Origin of the sequence: Streptomyces alanosinicus (assembly GCF_014650595.1) — a bacterium.
GTDB lineage: Bacteria > Actinomycetota > Actinomycetes > Streptomycetales > Streptomycetaceae > Streptomyces > Streptomyces alanosinicus.
The window spans coordinates 23,503-37,321 of sequence record NZ_BMVG01000010.1; the positions used below are offsets into that span (position 1 = coordinate 23,503).

Sequence of the window (13,819 nt, forward strand, 5' to 3'; positions counted from 1 at the left end):
CGGCAGGGTGGGGAGGGATTCTGTGCGAGCCGTGCCTAGGGTCGATCGGTGTGCCACACACCTTCGAAGAACTCGTGCAGAAACAGCGCGCGGCCGACGCGGCCCAGGCCACGGTCGAGGAGCTGCGGGACGCCTACGGCCCGCCGGCCGAGCGGGGCATGACCGGCGCCCAGTCGGGCACCTACGAGACCGCGCTGCGCGCCTGGCGGGACCTGGCCCGGGATGTGCAGAGCGCGGTGAGCGACTACGCGAAGGAGACCGGCCGGCCGCGCCCCGACGTCGAGGCCGAGGTGGCCCGGGCGGCGGCGGAGCCCGGGGACGCATGAGGCCTGCCGGCGGCCGCCGCGCCGCGCGGCTGGTGGACGCCGTGGACGCCCGGCTGCCCGCGCTCCGGGGCGGCTCGCTGCTGCGCAAGGCGTTCCCCGACCACTGGTCCTTCCTGCTCGGCGAACTCGCCCTGTACAGCCTGCTGGTGCTGATCCTGACCGGGGTCTGGCTGACCCTGTTCTTCCAGCCGGAGATGCGCGAGGTCGTCTACGCGGGCCCCTACGCGCCACTGCGCGGAGTGCGCATGTCGGCCGCCTTCGACTCCACCCTGCACATCAGCTTCGACGTACGCGGCGGGCTGCTGATGCGGCAGACCCACCACTGGGCCGCGCTGGTCTTCCTCGCCGCGATCGGCGTGCACCTGCTGCGGATCTTCTTCACCGGCGCCTTCCGCCGGCCCCGCGAGCTGAACTGGGCCGTCGGCCTCACCCTGTTCGTGCTCTCGCTCGCCGAGGGCTTCGCCGGCTACTCGCTCCCCGACGACCTGCTCTCCGGGACCGGGCTGCGTATCGCGCAGGGCATCATGCTGTCGATCCCGGTCGTCGGCACGTACGTCGCCTTCTTCGTGTTCGGCGGCGCGTACCCGGCCCACGACATCGTCACCCGTCTGTACCCGGTGCACGTCCTGCTGCTCCCGGGAGCGCTCCTCGCCCTGGTCGCCGTACATCTGATGCTGGTGGTGCATCTCAAGCACACCCAGTGGCGCGGTCCGGGCCGCACCCAGGCCAACGCCGTCGGCAAGCCGTTCTTCCCGCAGTTCACCGCCTCCTCCGGGGGCCTGGCCGTCGCCGTGACCGGCCTGCTGGTGCTCCTGTCCGGCCTCGCCCAGGTCAACCCGGTCTGGAACTACGGCCCCTACCGCCCCGACCAGGCCTCCACCGGCTCCCAGCCCGACTGGTACGTCGGCTTCCTGGAGGGCGCGCTGCGGCTCGTCCCGCCGTGGGAGACGAACCTCGCGGGCCACACCCTCATGTGGAACGTCCTGCTCCCGGCGGTCGTCCTGCCGGGAGCGCTGTTCGCCGTGCTGTACGCCTATCCGTTCGTGGAGCAGCGGCTGACGGGGGAGGGGCGCACCGAGCGGCATCTGTGCGACCGTCCCCGGGAGCGGCCCGTCCGCACCGGGCTCGGCGTGGCCGGCACCGTGTTCTACGGCGTGCTGCTGCTGGCCGGCGGCAACGACATCGTCGCCCAGACCTTCCGCATCTCCGTCAACGGCCTCACCTGGGTGCTGCGCATCGCCCTGATCGTGGCCCCGGTCCTCGCCTTCCTGCTGACCCGGTGGCTGTGCCGGGCCCTGACGGCGGCCGAGACCGAGCGGCTGGCCGAGGGCGTGCCCACGGGCGAGATCAGGCAGAGCGTCACCGGCGGCTACGAGAGCGGGCGCGAGCCCGTCGCCGCGTTCCGGCCCGGCGCGCCGCGCAGAGCGCTCACCGGCGCGCGTACTGGAACACCATCCCGTACACCCCACGCGCCAGAACGCCCAGACCGATGAGGAACAGCCACAGCCCGAAGACCACCCCGGTCGCCGTCATCGCGAAACCGAGCGCGGTCAGGACCGGCCACGGGCTCTCGTCGGGGAAGAACGCCACCGGCCCGGCCCCGTCCGCCACGTCCGCGTCGCCGCGGTCCTGCGCCCGCGCTCCCCGGCGCCGGTACTGGATCAGACAGAAGAACGCGACCAGCGCGGCCATCGCGCACGCGACGACCAGCGCGACCGTGCCCGTCTCGTCCCGCGACCACACCCCGTACAGTGCCGCGGACCCGCCGAAGAACACCGCCACCCCGCCGAACAGCATCGCCTCCGCCCTCACCGGCTGCCCTCCTCCTCGGCCCGGCGCACGACCTCCGGATGGTGCAGGTCGAAGGCGGGCGACTCCGAGCGGATCCGGGGCAGCGCCAGGAAGTTGTGGCGCGGCGGCGGGCAGGATGTCGCCCACTCCAGGCCGCGGCCCCACCCCCAGGGGTCGTCCACGGTGACCCGCTCGCCTCTGGCGGCGGTGCGCCACACGTTGTAGAGGAACGGCAGGGTGGAGATGCCGAGCAGGAACGCGCCCGCCGACGACAGGGTGTTGAGCAGGGTGAAGCCGTCCTCGGGCAGATAGTCCGCGTACCGGCGGGGCATACCGGCCTCGCCGAGCCAGTGCTGCACCAGGAACGTCAGCTGGAACGCCGGGAACAGCAGCCAGAAGTGCAGCCTGCCGAGCCGCTCGTCCAGCATCTTCCCGGTGAACTTCGGCCACCAGAAGTAGAACCCGGCGAACATCGCGAACACCACCGTGCCGAACAGCACATAGTGCAGATGCGCCACGATGAAATAGGTGTCGGTCAGATGGAAGTCCAGCGGCGGCGAGGCGATCAGCACCCCGCTCAGCCCGCCCAGCAGGAACGACACCAGGAACCCCAGCGACCACAGCATCGGCGTCTCGAACGAGACGGACCCGTGGACCATGGTCCCGATCCAGGCGAAGAACTTGATGCCGGTGGGCACCGCGATCAGGAACGACATGACGGAGAAGAACGGCAGCAGGACCGCGCCGGTCGCGAACATGTGGTGCGCCCACACCACCGCCGACAGCATGGTGATCGCGATCGTGGCCCCGATCATCGGCAGATAGCCGAACAGCGGCTTGCGGGAGAACACCGGCAGGATCTCCGAGACGATCCCGAAGAACGGCAGCGCCACGATGTAGACCTCGGGATGCCCGAAGAACCAGAACAGGTGCTGCCACAGCAGCGCGCCCCCGTTCGCCGCGTCGAAGACGTGCGCCCCGAACTTCCGGTCCGCCTCCAGCACCAGCAGCGCCGCGGTGAGCACCGGGAACGCGGGCAGGACCAGGATCGAGGTGAACAGCACGTTCCAGGTGAAGATCGGCATCCGGAACATCGTCATGCCCGGCGCGCGCAGGGACAGGATCGTGGCGACGAAGTTCACCGCCGTCAGCGTCGTCGACACCCCCGAGACCACCAGTCCCATCACCCACAGGTCGCCGCCCGCGCCGGGGGTGAAGTAGGCGCTGTTCAGGGGCGCGTAGGCGAACCAGCCGAAGGACGCCGCCCCGCCGGGCACCAGGAAGCCGGAGACCACCATCAGGCCGCCGAACAGGTACATCCAGTACGACAGCGCGTTCAGCCGGGGGAAGGCCAGGTCGGGCGCGCCGATCTGCAGCGGCATCACCGCGTTGGCGAACCCGGCGAACATCGGGGTCGCGAACAGCAGCATCATGATCGTGCCGTGGATCGTGAAGAACTGGTCGTAGCCCTGCTCGCTCAGGAACTGCAGACCGGGCCGGACGAGTTCCGCGCGCATGCCGAGGGCGAGCAGCCCCGCGAAGAGGAAGAAGCAGAACGCCGTGACCATGTAGAGCCGGCCGATGACCTTGTGGTCGGCGGTGGAGATCCAGCGCAGCAGCGTGCGGCCGGGACGGGGTGCGGGCGCTGTGTACCGCGCGATCACCTCGTCAATGTCCGACATTCCGGGCATATCCGATAGTTCCGTCATTGCGCGTCACGCTACCCGGGACGCCTTCCCGGCAAACTCCCCCTTCGCGGGGCGGCGCTCCTCGGCGGGGCGGCGCCCGGGTGAGGCGTCAGGCGGCGTGGGTCTTGGCGAGCAGTTCCAGGACCTCGGTCGTCGTGCCGCTCTCGCCGAGCCTCGGGAAGATGTGCTCGACGCTGTTCGTGTGGGCCTCGGGCACGGCGTCGGCCATCGCGTCGGTGGCGAGGGTGACGTGGTAGCCGTGGGCGTAGGCGTCACGGGCGGTGGACTCCACGCCGATGCTGGTGGCGATGCCGGTCAGCACGATCTGGGTGATGCCGCGGCGGCGCAGCTGGACATCCAGTCCGGTGCCGTGGAAGGCGCTCCAGTTGTGCTTGGTGACGTGGAGGTCGCCGGGGTGGCCGGACAGCTCGCCGACGATGACGTCCCAGCCGTCCGGGAAGGCCAGGCCCCCGGGCCGGCGCTCGGTACGGCCGGGGACCGCGTCGGCGCCGTCGGCGGCGAAGGAGACACGGACCAGGACCACGGGCAGGTTCCGGGCGCGGAAGGCGTCGGCGAGCTCGGCGGTGCGCGCCACGACCTCCGGGCCGGTGTACGGCTGGGTCGGCATCGCCGTGATGCCGTTCTGCAGGTCGATCGCGACGAGGGCGGTACGGGGGTCGAGCGTGGTGAGCGACATGGGTCGGTCAGGCCTTTCCGGGGGTGGTGGTGCGGGCGGTGAGCCTCTGTCAGGGCTGCGACAGTCGTTCCATCAACTCCAGTGCCCGGAGGACGGTCTGCCGTTCCTCCTCCGAGTAGCGGTCCTGGAAGGCGCGGGCCAGCCACTCCTCGCGCACCTGCCGGTTGCCTTCCGTGCGGGCCCTGCCCGCGTCGGTCAGCGTGACCAGCTGGCGGCGGCCGTCCTCCGGGTCGGGGGCGCGCCGGATCAGACCGTGCTGGTCCAGGGCGGCCAGCGTGGTCGCCATCGACTGCGGGCGCACGCCCTCGGCGGCGGCGAGCGCGCTGGCCGTGGCGGCGCCGTGCTTGCCGACCAGGGTGAGCGCCGACTCCTGCGAAGGGCTGAGGTCGGTGTCCTGCGCGACCTCGCGGATACGACGCCGCAGCCGGCTGAACACCACACGCAGATCGCGCGCGGCGCGGGTGGCGGAGTCGGAGATGTCAGCCATGCCGTCAGCGTACGACCGCCAGCCCAAACTGTCCAGCTTGAACTGTTCAGTCTTGCCTGATTGATTTGCGGAGGGTCCGCCGCCGGCCGTCCGCCGCCTCGGTTACGTTGGCCCTGTGCGACTGCTGATCGTGTCCGACACCCATCTGCCGAAGCGCGCCAAGCGGCTCCCGGACCAGCTGCTGGCCGAACTCCCGCACGCGGACGTGGTGTTCCACGCCGGTGACTGGGTGGACACCGCCACCCTGGACCTGCTGGAGAGCCGCAGCCGCCGGCTCATCGGCGTCCACGGCAACAACGACGGACCCGAGCTGCGGGCCCGGCTCCCCGAGACGGCGTACGCCGAGCTGGGCGGCCTGCGCTTCGGCGTCGTGCACGAGACCGGCCCCGCCCAGGGCCGCGAGGCGCGCTGCGCCGCCCGCTTCCCCGACCTCGACGTGCTGGTCTTCGGGCACAGCCACATCCCCTGGGACACCACCGCCCCGACCGGACTGCGCCTGCTCAACCCCGGCTCCCCGACCGACCGCCGCCGCCAGCCCCACCGCACCTATCTGACGGCCACGGTCGCCGACGGCGCGCTGACCGAGGTGACCTTGCACCGTCTGCCGAATCCCTAGGGCCTGCCGTCAAACTCCCTCCCCCGCTGCCTTGAGGGCGTGGGAGGTGCCCCCAGCCCGGCGGGGGCTGGCACGCACTCCCCCAGAGGGGGCACCCCCAGCCGCGTTGTCGTCGGTCGCCGACACGCCGTGTCGACTCCCTCCTCCGCCTTGCAGCTGCATGTACCAGCCCCCGCCGGGCCCGCCCTCCGGGCGGACGACGGGAGTTTGACGACAGGCCCTAGCGGGCAGCCGGCGGTGACGGCCTCCCGTCTGCCGGGATCCGTGCGCCTGCGGGTGCGCGTGGTGCGTGCCCGGTCACGCAGTTCCCCGCGCCCCTAGGTAGCTGTGCGGCGCCGGGGTGACGTCGTTCGGCCTCTCCGCCGCAGGTGTGCCGCGGCTCCGGCCAGTACGGCGAGCACCAGCGCCACCGCTGCCGCGCGCTTGGCCACCGGTATCCCGGCCGTGCGCAGGAGGTCGAGCGGCTGGGGCTGCTCGTCGGCGGGGGCGGCCGGTTCCTCCGCGGCCGGCTCGGGGCGCGTCGCCAGCCGCTCCGCCAGGCAGTCGGCGAACCGGCCCACCAGCCGCTCGCCCACCTCCGCCAGCACGCCCCGCCCGAACTGGGCCGGGCGGCCGGTCACCGTCAGGTCGGTCCGCACCGACACCGCCGTACCGCCGTCGTGCTCGCTGAGCGTGCCGGTGACCGTCGCCCTGGCCGTGCCCTGCCCCCGGGTCTCCCGGCCGCTGGCCACCAGCACCATCCGGTGCGCCACCGCGTCCTGCTCCTCGAAGACCGCCGTACCCCGGTAGACGACGGTCACCGGGCCGAGCGTGACCTTCACCGAGCCGGTCACGGTCGTGCCGTCGTACTCCTCCACCACCGCACCCGGCAGACAGGGCGCGACCCGTTCGATGTCGAGGAGCGCGTGCCAGGCGTCGTCGACCGGGACGGGGACGGTGAACTCGTGGTGCAACTCCATGACGTGCTCCTCCCGGACGGGTCAGACCGCCGTCGGATGGATGGCACCGGCGGTGCCGGTCAGCGGCGCGCCGCTGCCGCCCCAGCGCAGGGCGACGATCTCGGCGGCGACGGAGACGGCGACCTCCTCGGGCGTACGGGCCCCGAGGTCCAGCCCGAGCGGCGAGCGAAGCCGGGACAGCTCGGCCTCGGTCAGTCCGGCCTCGGTGAGGCGCTCGCGCCGCTCGGCATGGGTCTTCCGGCTGCCCATCGCCCCGATATAGGCGGCCGGGCGGCGCAGGGCCTCCTGAAGCAGCGGCACATCGAACTTCGGGTCGTGGGTGAGGACGCAGATCACCGTGCGGTCGTCGGTCCCGGTGGCAGCGAGATAGCGGTGCGGCCACTCGACCACGACCTCGGCGCCCGCCGGGAAACGCCGGGGCGTGGCGAAGACCGGGCGGGCGTCGCAGACGGTGACCCGGTAGCCGAGGAAGTCACCGATCCGGGCCACCGCGGCCGCGTAGTCGATCGCGCCGAAGACGAGCATGCGCGGCGGCGGCGCGAACGACTGCAGGAACACGGTGACCTCGTCCGCACGGCGCTCGCCGTGCGGACCGTAGTGCCGCTGGAGCGAGGCGCCGAGCGCGAGTTCGCCGCGTGCGTCGGCGCTGACGGCGACATCGAGACCACCCGCGCCGAGCGTGCCCGCCGCCCGGTCCGGCCAGACCGCGAGCGTGGCACCGCGCGGCGCGGGCCCCGCCACCACCGTGGCCACGGTCACCGGTTCGCCCGCGGCGACCGACGCGGCGACCGCGCCGAACGCCGGGTCCGACGCGGCGGTCACCGGCCGTACCAGCAGGGTGATCTCACCGCCGCAGGTGAGCCCGACCGCGAACGCGTCCTCGTCGCTGTAGCCGAACGTCTCCAGCCGGGGCTCACCGCTCGCCACGACCTCCCGGGCGAGCTCGAACACCGCCCCCTCCACACAGCCCCCGGACACACTGCCCACGACCTCGTCGTCCGGGCCCACCGCCATCGCGGCACCGGGCCCACGCGGCGCGCTGCGGCTGACCGCCACGACGGTGGCCAGGCCGAACGGGATCCCGGCCGCGTGCCAGCGGGCCAGCGCCGGCAGAATCTCACGCACGATCCGCTCCTCTCACCCGCTCCGCCCCGGCGTCCGCGCCCCGCACCACCGCCGCCAGCCGCTCCAGCGCCGCCAGACTGTGCCCCTCGAGGAAGGCGTCCACGCTCGGCAGCGCCGCCGCCATCCCGGCGGCCAGTGGCGCGTAACCCGGGCGGGCCTTGCGGGGGTTCGCCCAGACCACCTGGTGGGCCAGGGCGTGCAGCCGGCGCATCTGCCGGCCGAGCAGCTCCGGATCGCCGCGTTCCCAGCCGTCCGAGAGCAGCACGACGATCGCCCCGCGGGCCATTCCGCGCTGCCCCCACCGGTTCAGGAACTCGCGGACCAGCTCGCCGAGCCGGGTGCCGCCGCGCCAGTCGGGCACGGCCGTCGCCACGGCCGCCATCGCCAACTCGGGGTCACGGTGGGAGAGTTCACGGGTCACCCGGGTCAGCCGGGTGCCGATGGTGAACACCTCCGTACGGCCCGCGCGTACCGCCGCGTGCGCGAACCGCAGCAGCGCGTCGGCGTACGGCGCCATCGAGCCGCTCACGTCCACCAGCAGCACCACGCGGCGGGGCCGCTCCACCCGCGCGTGCCGGCGCAGCCGGGCCGGTTCCCCGCCCCGCCGCAGCAACTCCCGTACGGTGCGCCGCGGATCGACCTCGCCGCGCCGCGCGGGCCCGCGCCGCGCCGACCGACGCGCCTGGCCCCGCAGGGCGAACGCCGCGAGCAGTCGGCTCAGTTGGTCCCGTTCGGCGGCGTCCAGCGTGGCGACGTCGCGGTGCCGCAGCACCTCGGCCGAGCTGGCGAGCGCGGCGACCGGCGGTCCGGACGGCGCCTTCCCGCCCGGCGCACCCGCGCCCCTGGGCGCCCCGCGCGCGACGAGCCGGAGCCGGGGCGGGGGAGCGGTACGCGGGGCGTGAGCGGTGCGCCCGGCCGGGGACCCGAAGTACGCGGCGAACACCCGCTCGTACCGCTCCAGGTCGTCGTGCCCGCCGCACAGCGTGGCCCGCCCCGCCTCGTACACATCCGCACGCACCCCCGGCCGCAACACGGCCACGGCACGCAGGAACGCGTACAACCGCTCGGTGCTCGCCTCGACCCCGGCCGCACGCAGCGCCCGCACGAACCCGACCAACACGCCGTCGGCCCCGAGCCGGCCGGTGTCCGTGCTCATCGTGCTCACCCGCTCCGCGCGGCGAGGACCGCGGCGAGATCGAGTCCCCGGGCCCGGTCCATGTCCTCCCGGTACTTCAGTACCGAGCCCAGCGTCTCCACCGCCCGCTCCGCGTCCACCTCGCTCGAACCGAGCGCGTCCAGCGCCTGGGCCCAGTCGAGGGTCTCGGCGACACCGGGCGGCTTGAGCAGGTCCGCGCCGCGCAGCGCCTGCACCAGCGCGGTGACCTGCTCCGCCAGCCGCGCCGACACCCCGGGCAGCCGGCGCCGCACGATGGCCAGTTCGCGGGCGAAGGAGGGATGGTCGAACCAGTGGTACAGGCACCGCCGTTTCAGCGCGTCGTGCACCTCGCGCGTCCGGTTCGAGGTGAGGACGACGACCGGCGGGTCCTCGGCGCGCAGCGTGCCCAGCTCCGGGATGGTGACGGAGTACTCGGACAGCAGCTCCAGCAGGAACGCCTCGAACTCGTCGTCGGCCCGGTCGATCTCGTCGACCAGCAGCACGGCCGGCCGCGTCTGCAGGGCTTGCAGCAGGGGACGGGCGATAAGGAAACGGCGGTCGTACAGCTCGCTCTCCAGGCGGTCCGCGTCCGTCACCCCGGCCGCCTCGGCGGCACGCAGATGCAGCAGCTGACGAGGGAAGTCCCAGTCGTACAGCGCCTGCGAGGCGTCGATGCCCTCATGGCACTGCAACCGGATCAGCGGCGCGCCGAGCGCCTCGGCGAGGGCGGCGGCCAGGGCGGTCTTGCCCACGCCCGCGTCGCCCTCGCAGAACAGCGGCCGGTGCAGCCTCAGGGCCAGGAAGCAGGTGACGGCCAGCCCCTCGTCGACGAGGTACCCCGTCTTCTCCAGGTGGGTCCGCACCTGTTCCGGGTCGTCCATGGTGATGATCGGCGTTCACCCCATTTCGCCGGCCGTGAGCACCGCCCGCCTGGTCAGGACGCGCGCGAGGTGTTCCCGGTACTCCGGCGAGGCGGACACGTCCCGGGCCGGCCGGGTGCCCTCGGCCGCCCGCTCGGCGGCCCTGGCCACGGCCCCGGGACCGTCGGCCCCGGTCAGCGCTTCCTCGGTGGCCGTCGCCCGCAGCGGGGTCGAGCCCATGTTGGCCAGTGCGACGCGCGCCTCGGCGAGGTGCCCGTCGTCGCGCCGCACCAGCGCGGCGACGCCGACGATCGCCCAGGCCTGGGCGACCCGGTGGAACTTCTCGTAGTGGAAGCCCCAGCCGTCGGTCTTCGGCACCCGTACCTCGACGAGGAGTTCGTCGGGCGTGAGCGCCGACTGGAGGTAGTCGACGAAGAACTCCCGGGCCGCGACGGTGCGCCGCCCGCGCGGCCCGGCGACGACGAGTTCGGCGTCCAGGGCCAGCGCCACCGCGGGCAGGTCACCGGCCGGATCGGCGTGCGCCAGCGAGCCGCCGAGGGTGCCCAGGTGCCGTACGGCGGGGTCGGCGACCGTGGCCGTCGCGGCCGCCAGCAGGCCGGCGTGCCGGCGCACCAGCGGGTCGTGGAGCACCGCGTGGTGTGTGGTCAGCGCGCCGATGACGAGCGTGTCGCCGTCCTCGCGCACCCCCCGCAGCTCCGGGATCCGGCCGACGTCCACGACCAGTTCCGGGAAGGCCAGCCGGAGCCTGAGCAGCGGCAGCAGGCTCTGCCCGCCGGCCAGCACCTTTGCCTCCTCGCCCGCGCAGGCGAGCGTGCGGACCGCCTCGTCCACGCCGGCGGGGCGGGCGTACTCGAACGCGGGGGGAATCATGCCGACGCCTCCTTCACCGCTCGCCATACGCGTTCGGGGGTGCAGGGCATCCGCACGTCGTGCACACCGAGCGGTCTGAGCGCGTCCACGACGGCGTTGACCACGGCGGGTGTCGAGGCGATCGTCCCCGCCTCGCCCACGCCCTTGACGCCCAGCGCGTTCGACGTCGCGGGTGTCTCGGTGCGGTCGGTCACGAAGTCCGGCAGGTCGGCCGCGGACGGCACCAGGTAGTCGGCCAGGGTGCCGGTGACGAGGTTGCCCTCGTCGTCGTACACGGCTTCCTCGTACAGGGCCTGTGCGATGCCCTGGGCGAGACCGCCGTGCACCTGCCCCTCGACGATCATCGGGTTGACGGCCCGGCCGACGTCGTCGACGCAGACGTACGACCTGATGCGGGTGCGGCCGGTCTCGGTGTCGACCTCGACCGCGCACAGATGGGTGCCGTGCGGGTAGGAGAAGTTCTCCGGGTCCACGACGTGCTCGGCGTTGATGGTGGGCTCGATGCCGTCGGGCAGGTCGTGGTTGGTGAACGTCTCGAAGGCGATCTCCTGGATGGTCCTGCGGGCTTCCGGGGAGCCCTTCACGGAGAACACGCCGCCGCTGAACTCCAGGTCCTGCTCGCTCGCCTCCAGCAGATGCGCGGCGACCTTGCGCGCCTTCTCGACGACCGTCCGCGCGGCCCGGTGCACGGCCTCGCCGCCGACGGCCAGCGACCGCGAGCCGTAGGTGTCCATGCCCTGCGGGGCCGCCTTGGTGTCGCCGTGCAACACCTCGACGTCCTCGAAGGGCACACCGAGCACGTCCGCCGCGATCTGGCTCCAGCAGGTCTCGTGCCCCTGCCCGTGCGGGCTGGTGCCGGTGACGACCTCGACCTTGCCGGTGGGCAGCATCCGGATGCTCGCCGCCTCCCAGCCGCCGGCCGCGTACCTGAGGTCGCGCAGCACCCGGCTCGGGGCGAGCCCGCACATCTCGGTGTACGTCGACACGCCGATGCCGAGCCGTACGCGGTCGCCGCGCCGGTTGCGTTCGCGCTGTTCGGCGCGCAGGTCGTCGTAGCCGAACAGGGCGAGGGCCTTGTCGGTGGCGGCCTCGTAGTCGCCGCTGTCGTAGGTGAGCCCGGCGATGCCGGTGTACGGGAACTCCTCGTGCCGGATCCAGTTGCGGCGCCTCAACTCGATGGGATCCAGGCCGAGTTCGGCCGCCAGTTCATCCATGATCCGCTCGATGGCGAACGTCGCCTCGGGGCGTCCGGCGCCGCGGTAGGCGTCGGTGGGGGTGCGGGTGGTGAAGACGCCGGTGCAGTGGAACGCGTAGGCGTCCATCTTGTAGATCGCCGGGTACATGAAGGCGCCGAGGATCGGGATGCCCGGCGTGACGAGCATCAGATAGGCGCCCATGTCGGCGAGGAGGTCCACCTTGAGGCCGAGCAGCCTGCCCTCGCCGGTGGCGGCGATCTCCACGTCCTGGATCATGCCGCGGCCGTGGTGGGTGGCGAGCGCGCCCTCGGAGCGGGACTCGGTCCACTTCACGGGCCGGCCGAGCTTGCGGGCGACCGCGAGCGTGAGGGCCTCCTCGCCGTACACCTGGAGTTTGGAGCCGAAGCCGCCGCCCACGTCCGGGGCGATCACCCGCAGCTTGTGCTCGGGCACGCCGGTCACCATCGAGAGCATGATCCGCAGGATGTGCGGTATCTGGGTCGCCGAGTAGACCGTGTACTCGCCGGAGGCGGCGAGCGGGGTGACGACGACCGAGCGGGGTTCCATCGCGTTGGGGATCAGCCGCTGCTGGTGGTAGCGGCGCTTGAGGATCACCTCGGCGCGGTCCCGTACCGCCTCGAAGGTCTCGCCGGTGACGAGCGGCCACGTGTAGCAGCGGTTGGTGCCCTTGTCGGCGTGGACCAGCGGGGCGTCCGGCGCCAGTGCCGTCTCCAGGTCGAGGACCGGGGGCAGCGGGTCGTAGTCGACCTCGATCGCCTCCAGGGCGTCGGCGGCCGCGTACCGGTCGCGGGCCACCACGAGCGCCACCGGGTCGCCCGCGTAGCGGACCTCGTCGACGGCGATCGGCGGATGGTCGGGCAGCACGATGTCCTCGGTCACCGGCCAGGCGCAGGGCAGCGAACCCAGTCCCTCGGCGAGGTCGGCGCCGCTGAACGCGGCGAGGACCCCGGGGCGTCGCAGGGCGGGGGAGACATCGACGCGGGTGAGGCGGGCGTGGGCCATCGGACTGCGCAGGATCGCCAGGTGCGTGAGGCCCGCCACCTGGATGTTGTCGGTCCAGTTGGTCTGGCCGGTGATCAGCCGGGCGTCCTCCTTGCGCAGCCGGGGGCGCCCCACCTCGCGTTCGACGGCCTGGCCGGTCATGCCGAGACCTCCTCGCCGACCTCGGGTCCGGGCGCCGGGGCGGCCCCTGGAGCCTGCTGCCCGGAGGCCGCGAGCACCGCGCGGACGATGTTCTGGTAGCCGGTGCACCGGCAGAGGTTGCCCTCCAGGGCCTGGCGGATCTCGTCCGGGTCCGGGTGCGGGTTCTCGCGGAGCAGATCCCGTGCCGCCATGATCATGCCCGGGGTGCAGTAGCCGCACTGCAGAGCGTGCTGCTCGTGGAACGCGCGCTGCAGCGGCGTCCACTCGCCGTCCTTCGCGAGCCCCTGGATGGTCGTCACCGCGCGTCCGTCCGCCTGGACGGCGAGCACCGAGCAGCTCTTCACGCTGGCCCCGTCCAGGTCGACGGTGCACGCCCCGCAGTTGGAGGTGTCGCAGCCGATCGGGGTGCCGGTGAGACCGAGGCGGTCGCGGAGGTAGTGGGCCAGGAGGAGACGGGGCTCCACGTCGTCCTCGTACGTCGTGCCGTCCACGTTCACCGAGATACGGGTCATGAGCCCTCCAGACCGTGCGGGAGAGGGAAATCAGCCACCTGGAGTGGGAAAACAGCCATCTGGAGTGGGGAAGGCAACCATCTGGCGTGATGTAGGTCACCCTACGGCCGTGCTCAGGTCGCGGCGAGCGCTGCGGCGGACTTTTGTTGAACATTAATCCATTGCTGCTCGCGGTCACGTCCGCTGCACCTGTCGCCACCGGAGCGGGTGTGCCCGAGCTGATCAGCGCCATCGAGCGCCTGCTGCCCGCCGTCGACGGCGACCCGGCCGACCTGCGGAAGGCCGGGCCTCCGGGGTCCGGGGGCGGATCCGGCGGGCGAAGGCCGCGGCGGCGGTCGTGTGCCGGGTCGG

General features: G+C 72.9%; 14 protein-coding genes. 3 read left to right on the forward strand and 11 right to left on the reverse strand.

Annotated elements, in window-relative coordinates:
* Nucleotides 1–50 precede the first annotated feature (50 nt).
* Both IE277_RS21970 and qcrB read left to right on the forward strand, forming a co-directional pair.
* Nucleotides 51–326: a hypothetical protein gene (locus IE277_RS21970; protein WP_189954995.1), complete on the forward strand. Its 276-nt coding sequence runs from the start codon at nucleotides 51–53 to the stop codon at nucleotides 324–326.
* Entirely contained in the window at nucleotides 323–1,819 is a 1,497-nt protein-coding gene (qcrB, locus tag IE277_RS21975) for a cytochrome bc1 complex cytochrome b subunit (protein WP_189954997.1), read from the forward strand. Before IE277_RS21970 ends, qcrB begins: the two co-directional genes overlap by 4 nt.
* Here qcrB and ctaF read toward each other — a convergent pair.
* The 4 genes from ctaF to IE277_RS21995 form a co-directional block, all read right to left on the reverse strand.
* On the reverse strand, nucleotides 1,755–2,138 hold the full coding sequence (gene ctaF, locus IE277_RS21980) for an aa3-type cytochrome oxidase subunit IV (protein ID WP_189955000.1): 384 nt from the start codon (nucleotides 2,136–2,138) through the stop codon (nucleotides 1,755–1,757). The two genes, qcrB and ctaF, sit on opposite strands and share 65 nt — an antisense overlap.
* Complete coding sequence (ctaD, locus tag IE277_RS21985; protein WP_229881896.1) at nucleotides 2,135–3,799, reverse strand: aa3-type cytochrome oxidase subunit I; 1,665 nt, start codon at nucleotides 3,797–3,799, stop codon at nucleotides 2,135–2,137. The genes ctaF and ctaD overlap by 4 nt, the downstream gene beginning before the upstream one ends.
* A gap of 115 nt (nucleotides 3,800–3,914) precedes the next feature.
* On the reverse strand, nucleotides 3,915–4,502 hold the full coding sequence (locus IE277_RS21990; RefSeq protein ID WP_189955003.1) for an isochorismatase family protein: 588 nt from the start codon (nucleotides 4,500–4,502) through the stop codon (nucleotides 3,915–3,917).
* Nucleotides 4,503–4,551: 49 nt separating this feature from the next.
* Nucleotides 4,552–4,989: a MarR family winged helix-turn-helix transcriptional regulator gene (locus IE277_RS21995; protein ID WP_189955005.1), complete on the reverse strand. Its 438-nt coding sequence runs from the start codon at nucleotides 4,987–4,989 to the stop codon at nucleotides 4,552–4,554.
* Between the two features lie 115 nt (nucleotides 4,990–5,104).
* Here IE277_RS21995 and IE277_RS22000 point away from each other — a divergent pair, with 115 nt between their 5' ends.
* A complete protein-coding gene (locus tag IE277_RS22000) occupies nucleotides 5,105–5,605 on the forward strand; it encodes a metallophosphoesterase family protein (protein WP_189955008.1) in 501 nt (166 codons plus the stop codon).
* A gap of 317 nt (nucleotides 5,606–5,922) precedes the next feature.
* Here IE277_RS22000 and IE277_RS22005 read toward each other — a convergent pair whose 3' ends face one another.
* Genes IE277_RS22005 through IE277_RS22035 form a run of 7 tightly spaced genes read right to left on the reverse strand, consistent with a single transcriptional unit; the run spans nucleotide 5,923 to nucleotide 13,468 of the window.
* Nucleotides 5,923–6,564 (reverse strand): SRPBCC family protein, encoded by a 642-nt coding sequence (locus IE277_RS22005; protein ID WP_189955010.1) that lies wholly within the window; start codon nucleotides 6,562–6,564, stop codon nucleotides 5,923–5,925.
* 21 nt (nucleotides 6,565–6,585) lie between these two features.
* Nucleotides 6,586–7,689 carry an XdhC family protein gene (locus tag IE277_RS22010; RefSeq protein WP_189955012.1) on the reverse strand — a complete coding sequence of 368 codons (1,104 nt, stop codon included), beginning with the start codon at nucleotides 7,687–7,689 and terminating at the stop codon, nucleotides 6,586–6,588.
* On the reverse strand, nucleotides 7,682–8,845 hold the full coding sequence (locus IE277_RS22015) for a vWA domain-containing protein (protein ID WP_189955013.1): 1,164 nt from the start codon (nucleotides 8,843–8,845) through the stop codon (nucleotides 7,682–7,684). Before IE277_RS22015 ends, IE277_RS22010 begins: the two co-directional genes overlap by 8 nt.
* 5 nt (nucleotides 8,846–8,850) lie before the next feature.
* A complete protein-coding gene (locus IE277_RS22020; RefSeq protein WP_189955015.1) occupies nucleotides 8,851–9,726 on the reverse strand; it encodes an AAA family ATPase in 876 nt (291 codons plus the stop codon).
* Nucleotides 9,727–9,741: 15 nt separating this feature from the next.
* Entirely contained in the window at nucleotides 9,742–10,596 is an 855-nt protein-coding gene (locus IE277_RS22025; RefSeq protein ID WP_189955017.1) for an FAD binding domain-containing protein, read from the reverse strand.
* Nucleotides 10,593–12,956: a xanthine dehydrogenase family protein molybdopterin-binding subunit gene (locus tag IE277_RS22030; RefSeq protein WP_189955019.1), complete on the reverse strand. Its 2,364-nt coding sequence runs from the start codon at nucleotides 12,954–12,956 to the stop codon at nucleotides 10,593–10,595. Before IE277_RS22030 ends, IE277_RS22025 begins: the two co-directional genes overlap by 4 nt.
* Nucleotides 12,953–13,468, reverse strand: coding sequence for a (2Fe-2S)-binding protein (locus IE277_RS22035; RefSeq protein ID WP_189955021.1), 516 nt, complete (start codon nucleotides 13,466–13,468; stop codon nucleotides 12,953–12,955). Before IE277_RS22035 ends, IE277_RS22030 begins: the two co-directional genes overlap by 4 nt.
* Between the last annotated feature and the right edge of the window lie 351 nt (nucleotides 13,469–13,819).

Excerpts from the sequence above, each read along its gene's own strand:
- qcrB (WP_189954997.1), top strand. The coding sequence starts at position 323 with ATGAGGCCTGCCGGCGGCCGCCGCGCCGCGCGGCTGGTGGACGCCGTG.
- ctaD (WP_229881896.1), bottom strand. The coding sequence starts at position 3,799 with ATGTCGGACATTGACGAGGTGATCGCGCGGTACACAGCGCCCGCACCC.
- IE277_RS21990 (WP_189955003.1), bottom strand. The coding sequence starts at position 4,502 with ATGTCGCTCACCACGCTCGACCCCCGTACCGCCCTCGTCGCGATCGAC.
- IE277_RS21995 (WP_189955005.1), bottom strand. The coding sequence starts at position 4,989 with ATGGCTGACATCTCCGACTCCGCCACCCGCGCCGCGCGCGATCTGCGT.
- IE277_RS22005 (WP_189955010.1), bottom strand. The coding sequence starts at position 6,564 with ATGGAGTTGCACCACGAGTTCACCGTCCCCGTCCCGGTCGACGACGCC.
- IE277_RS22015 (WP_189955013.1), bottom strand. The coding sequence starts at position 8,845 with ATGAGCACGGACACCGGCCGGCTCGGGGCCGACGGCGTGTTGGTCGGG.
- IE277_RS22020 (WP_189955015.1), bottom strand. The coding sequence starts at position 9,726 with ATGGACGACCCGGAACAGGTGCGGACCCACCTGGAGAAGACGGGGTAC.
- IE277_RS22025 (WP_189955017.1), bottom strand. The coding sequence starts at position 10,596 with ATGATTCCCCCCGCGTTCGAGTACGCCCGCCCCGCCGGCGTGGACGAG.
- IE277_RS22030 (WP_189955019.1), bottom strand. The coding sequence starts at position 12,956 with ATGACCGGCCAGGCCGTCGAACGCGAGGTGGGGCGCCCCCGGCTGCGC.
- IE277_RS22035 (WP_189955021.1), bottom strand. The coding sequence starts at position 13,468 with ATGACCCGTATCTCGGTGAACGTGGACGGCACGACGTACGAGGACGAC.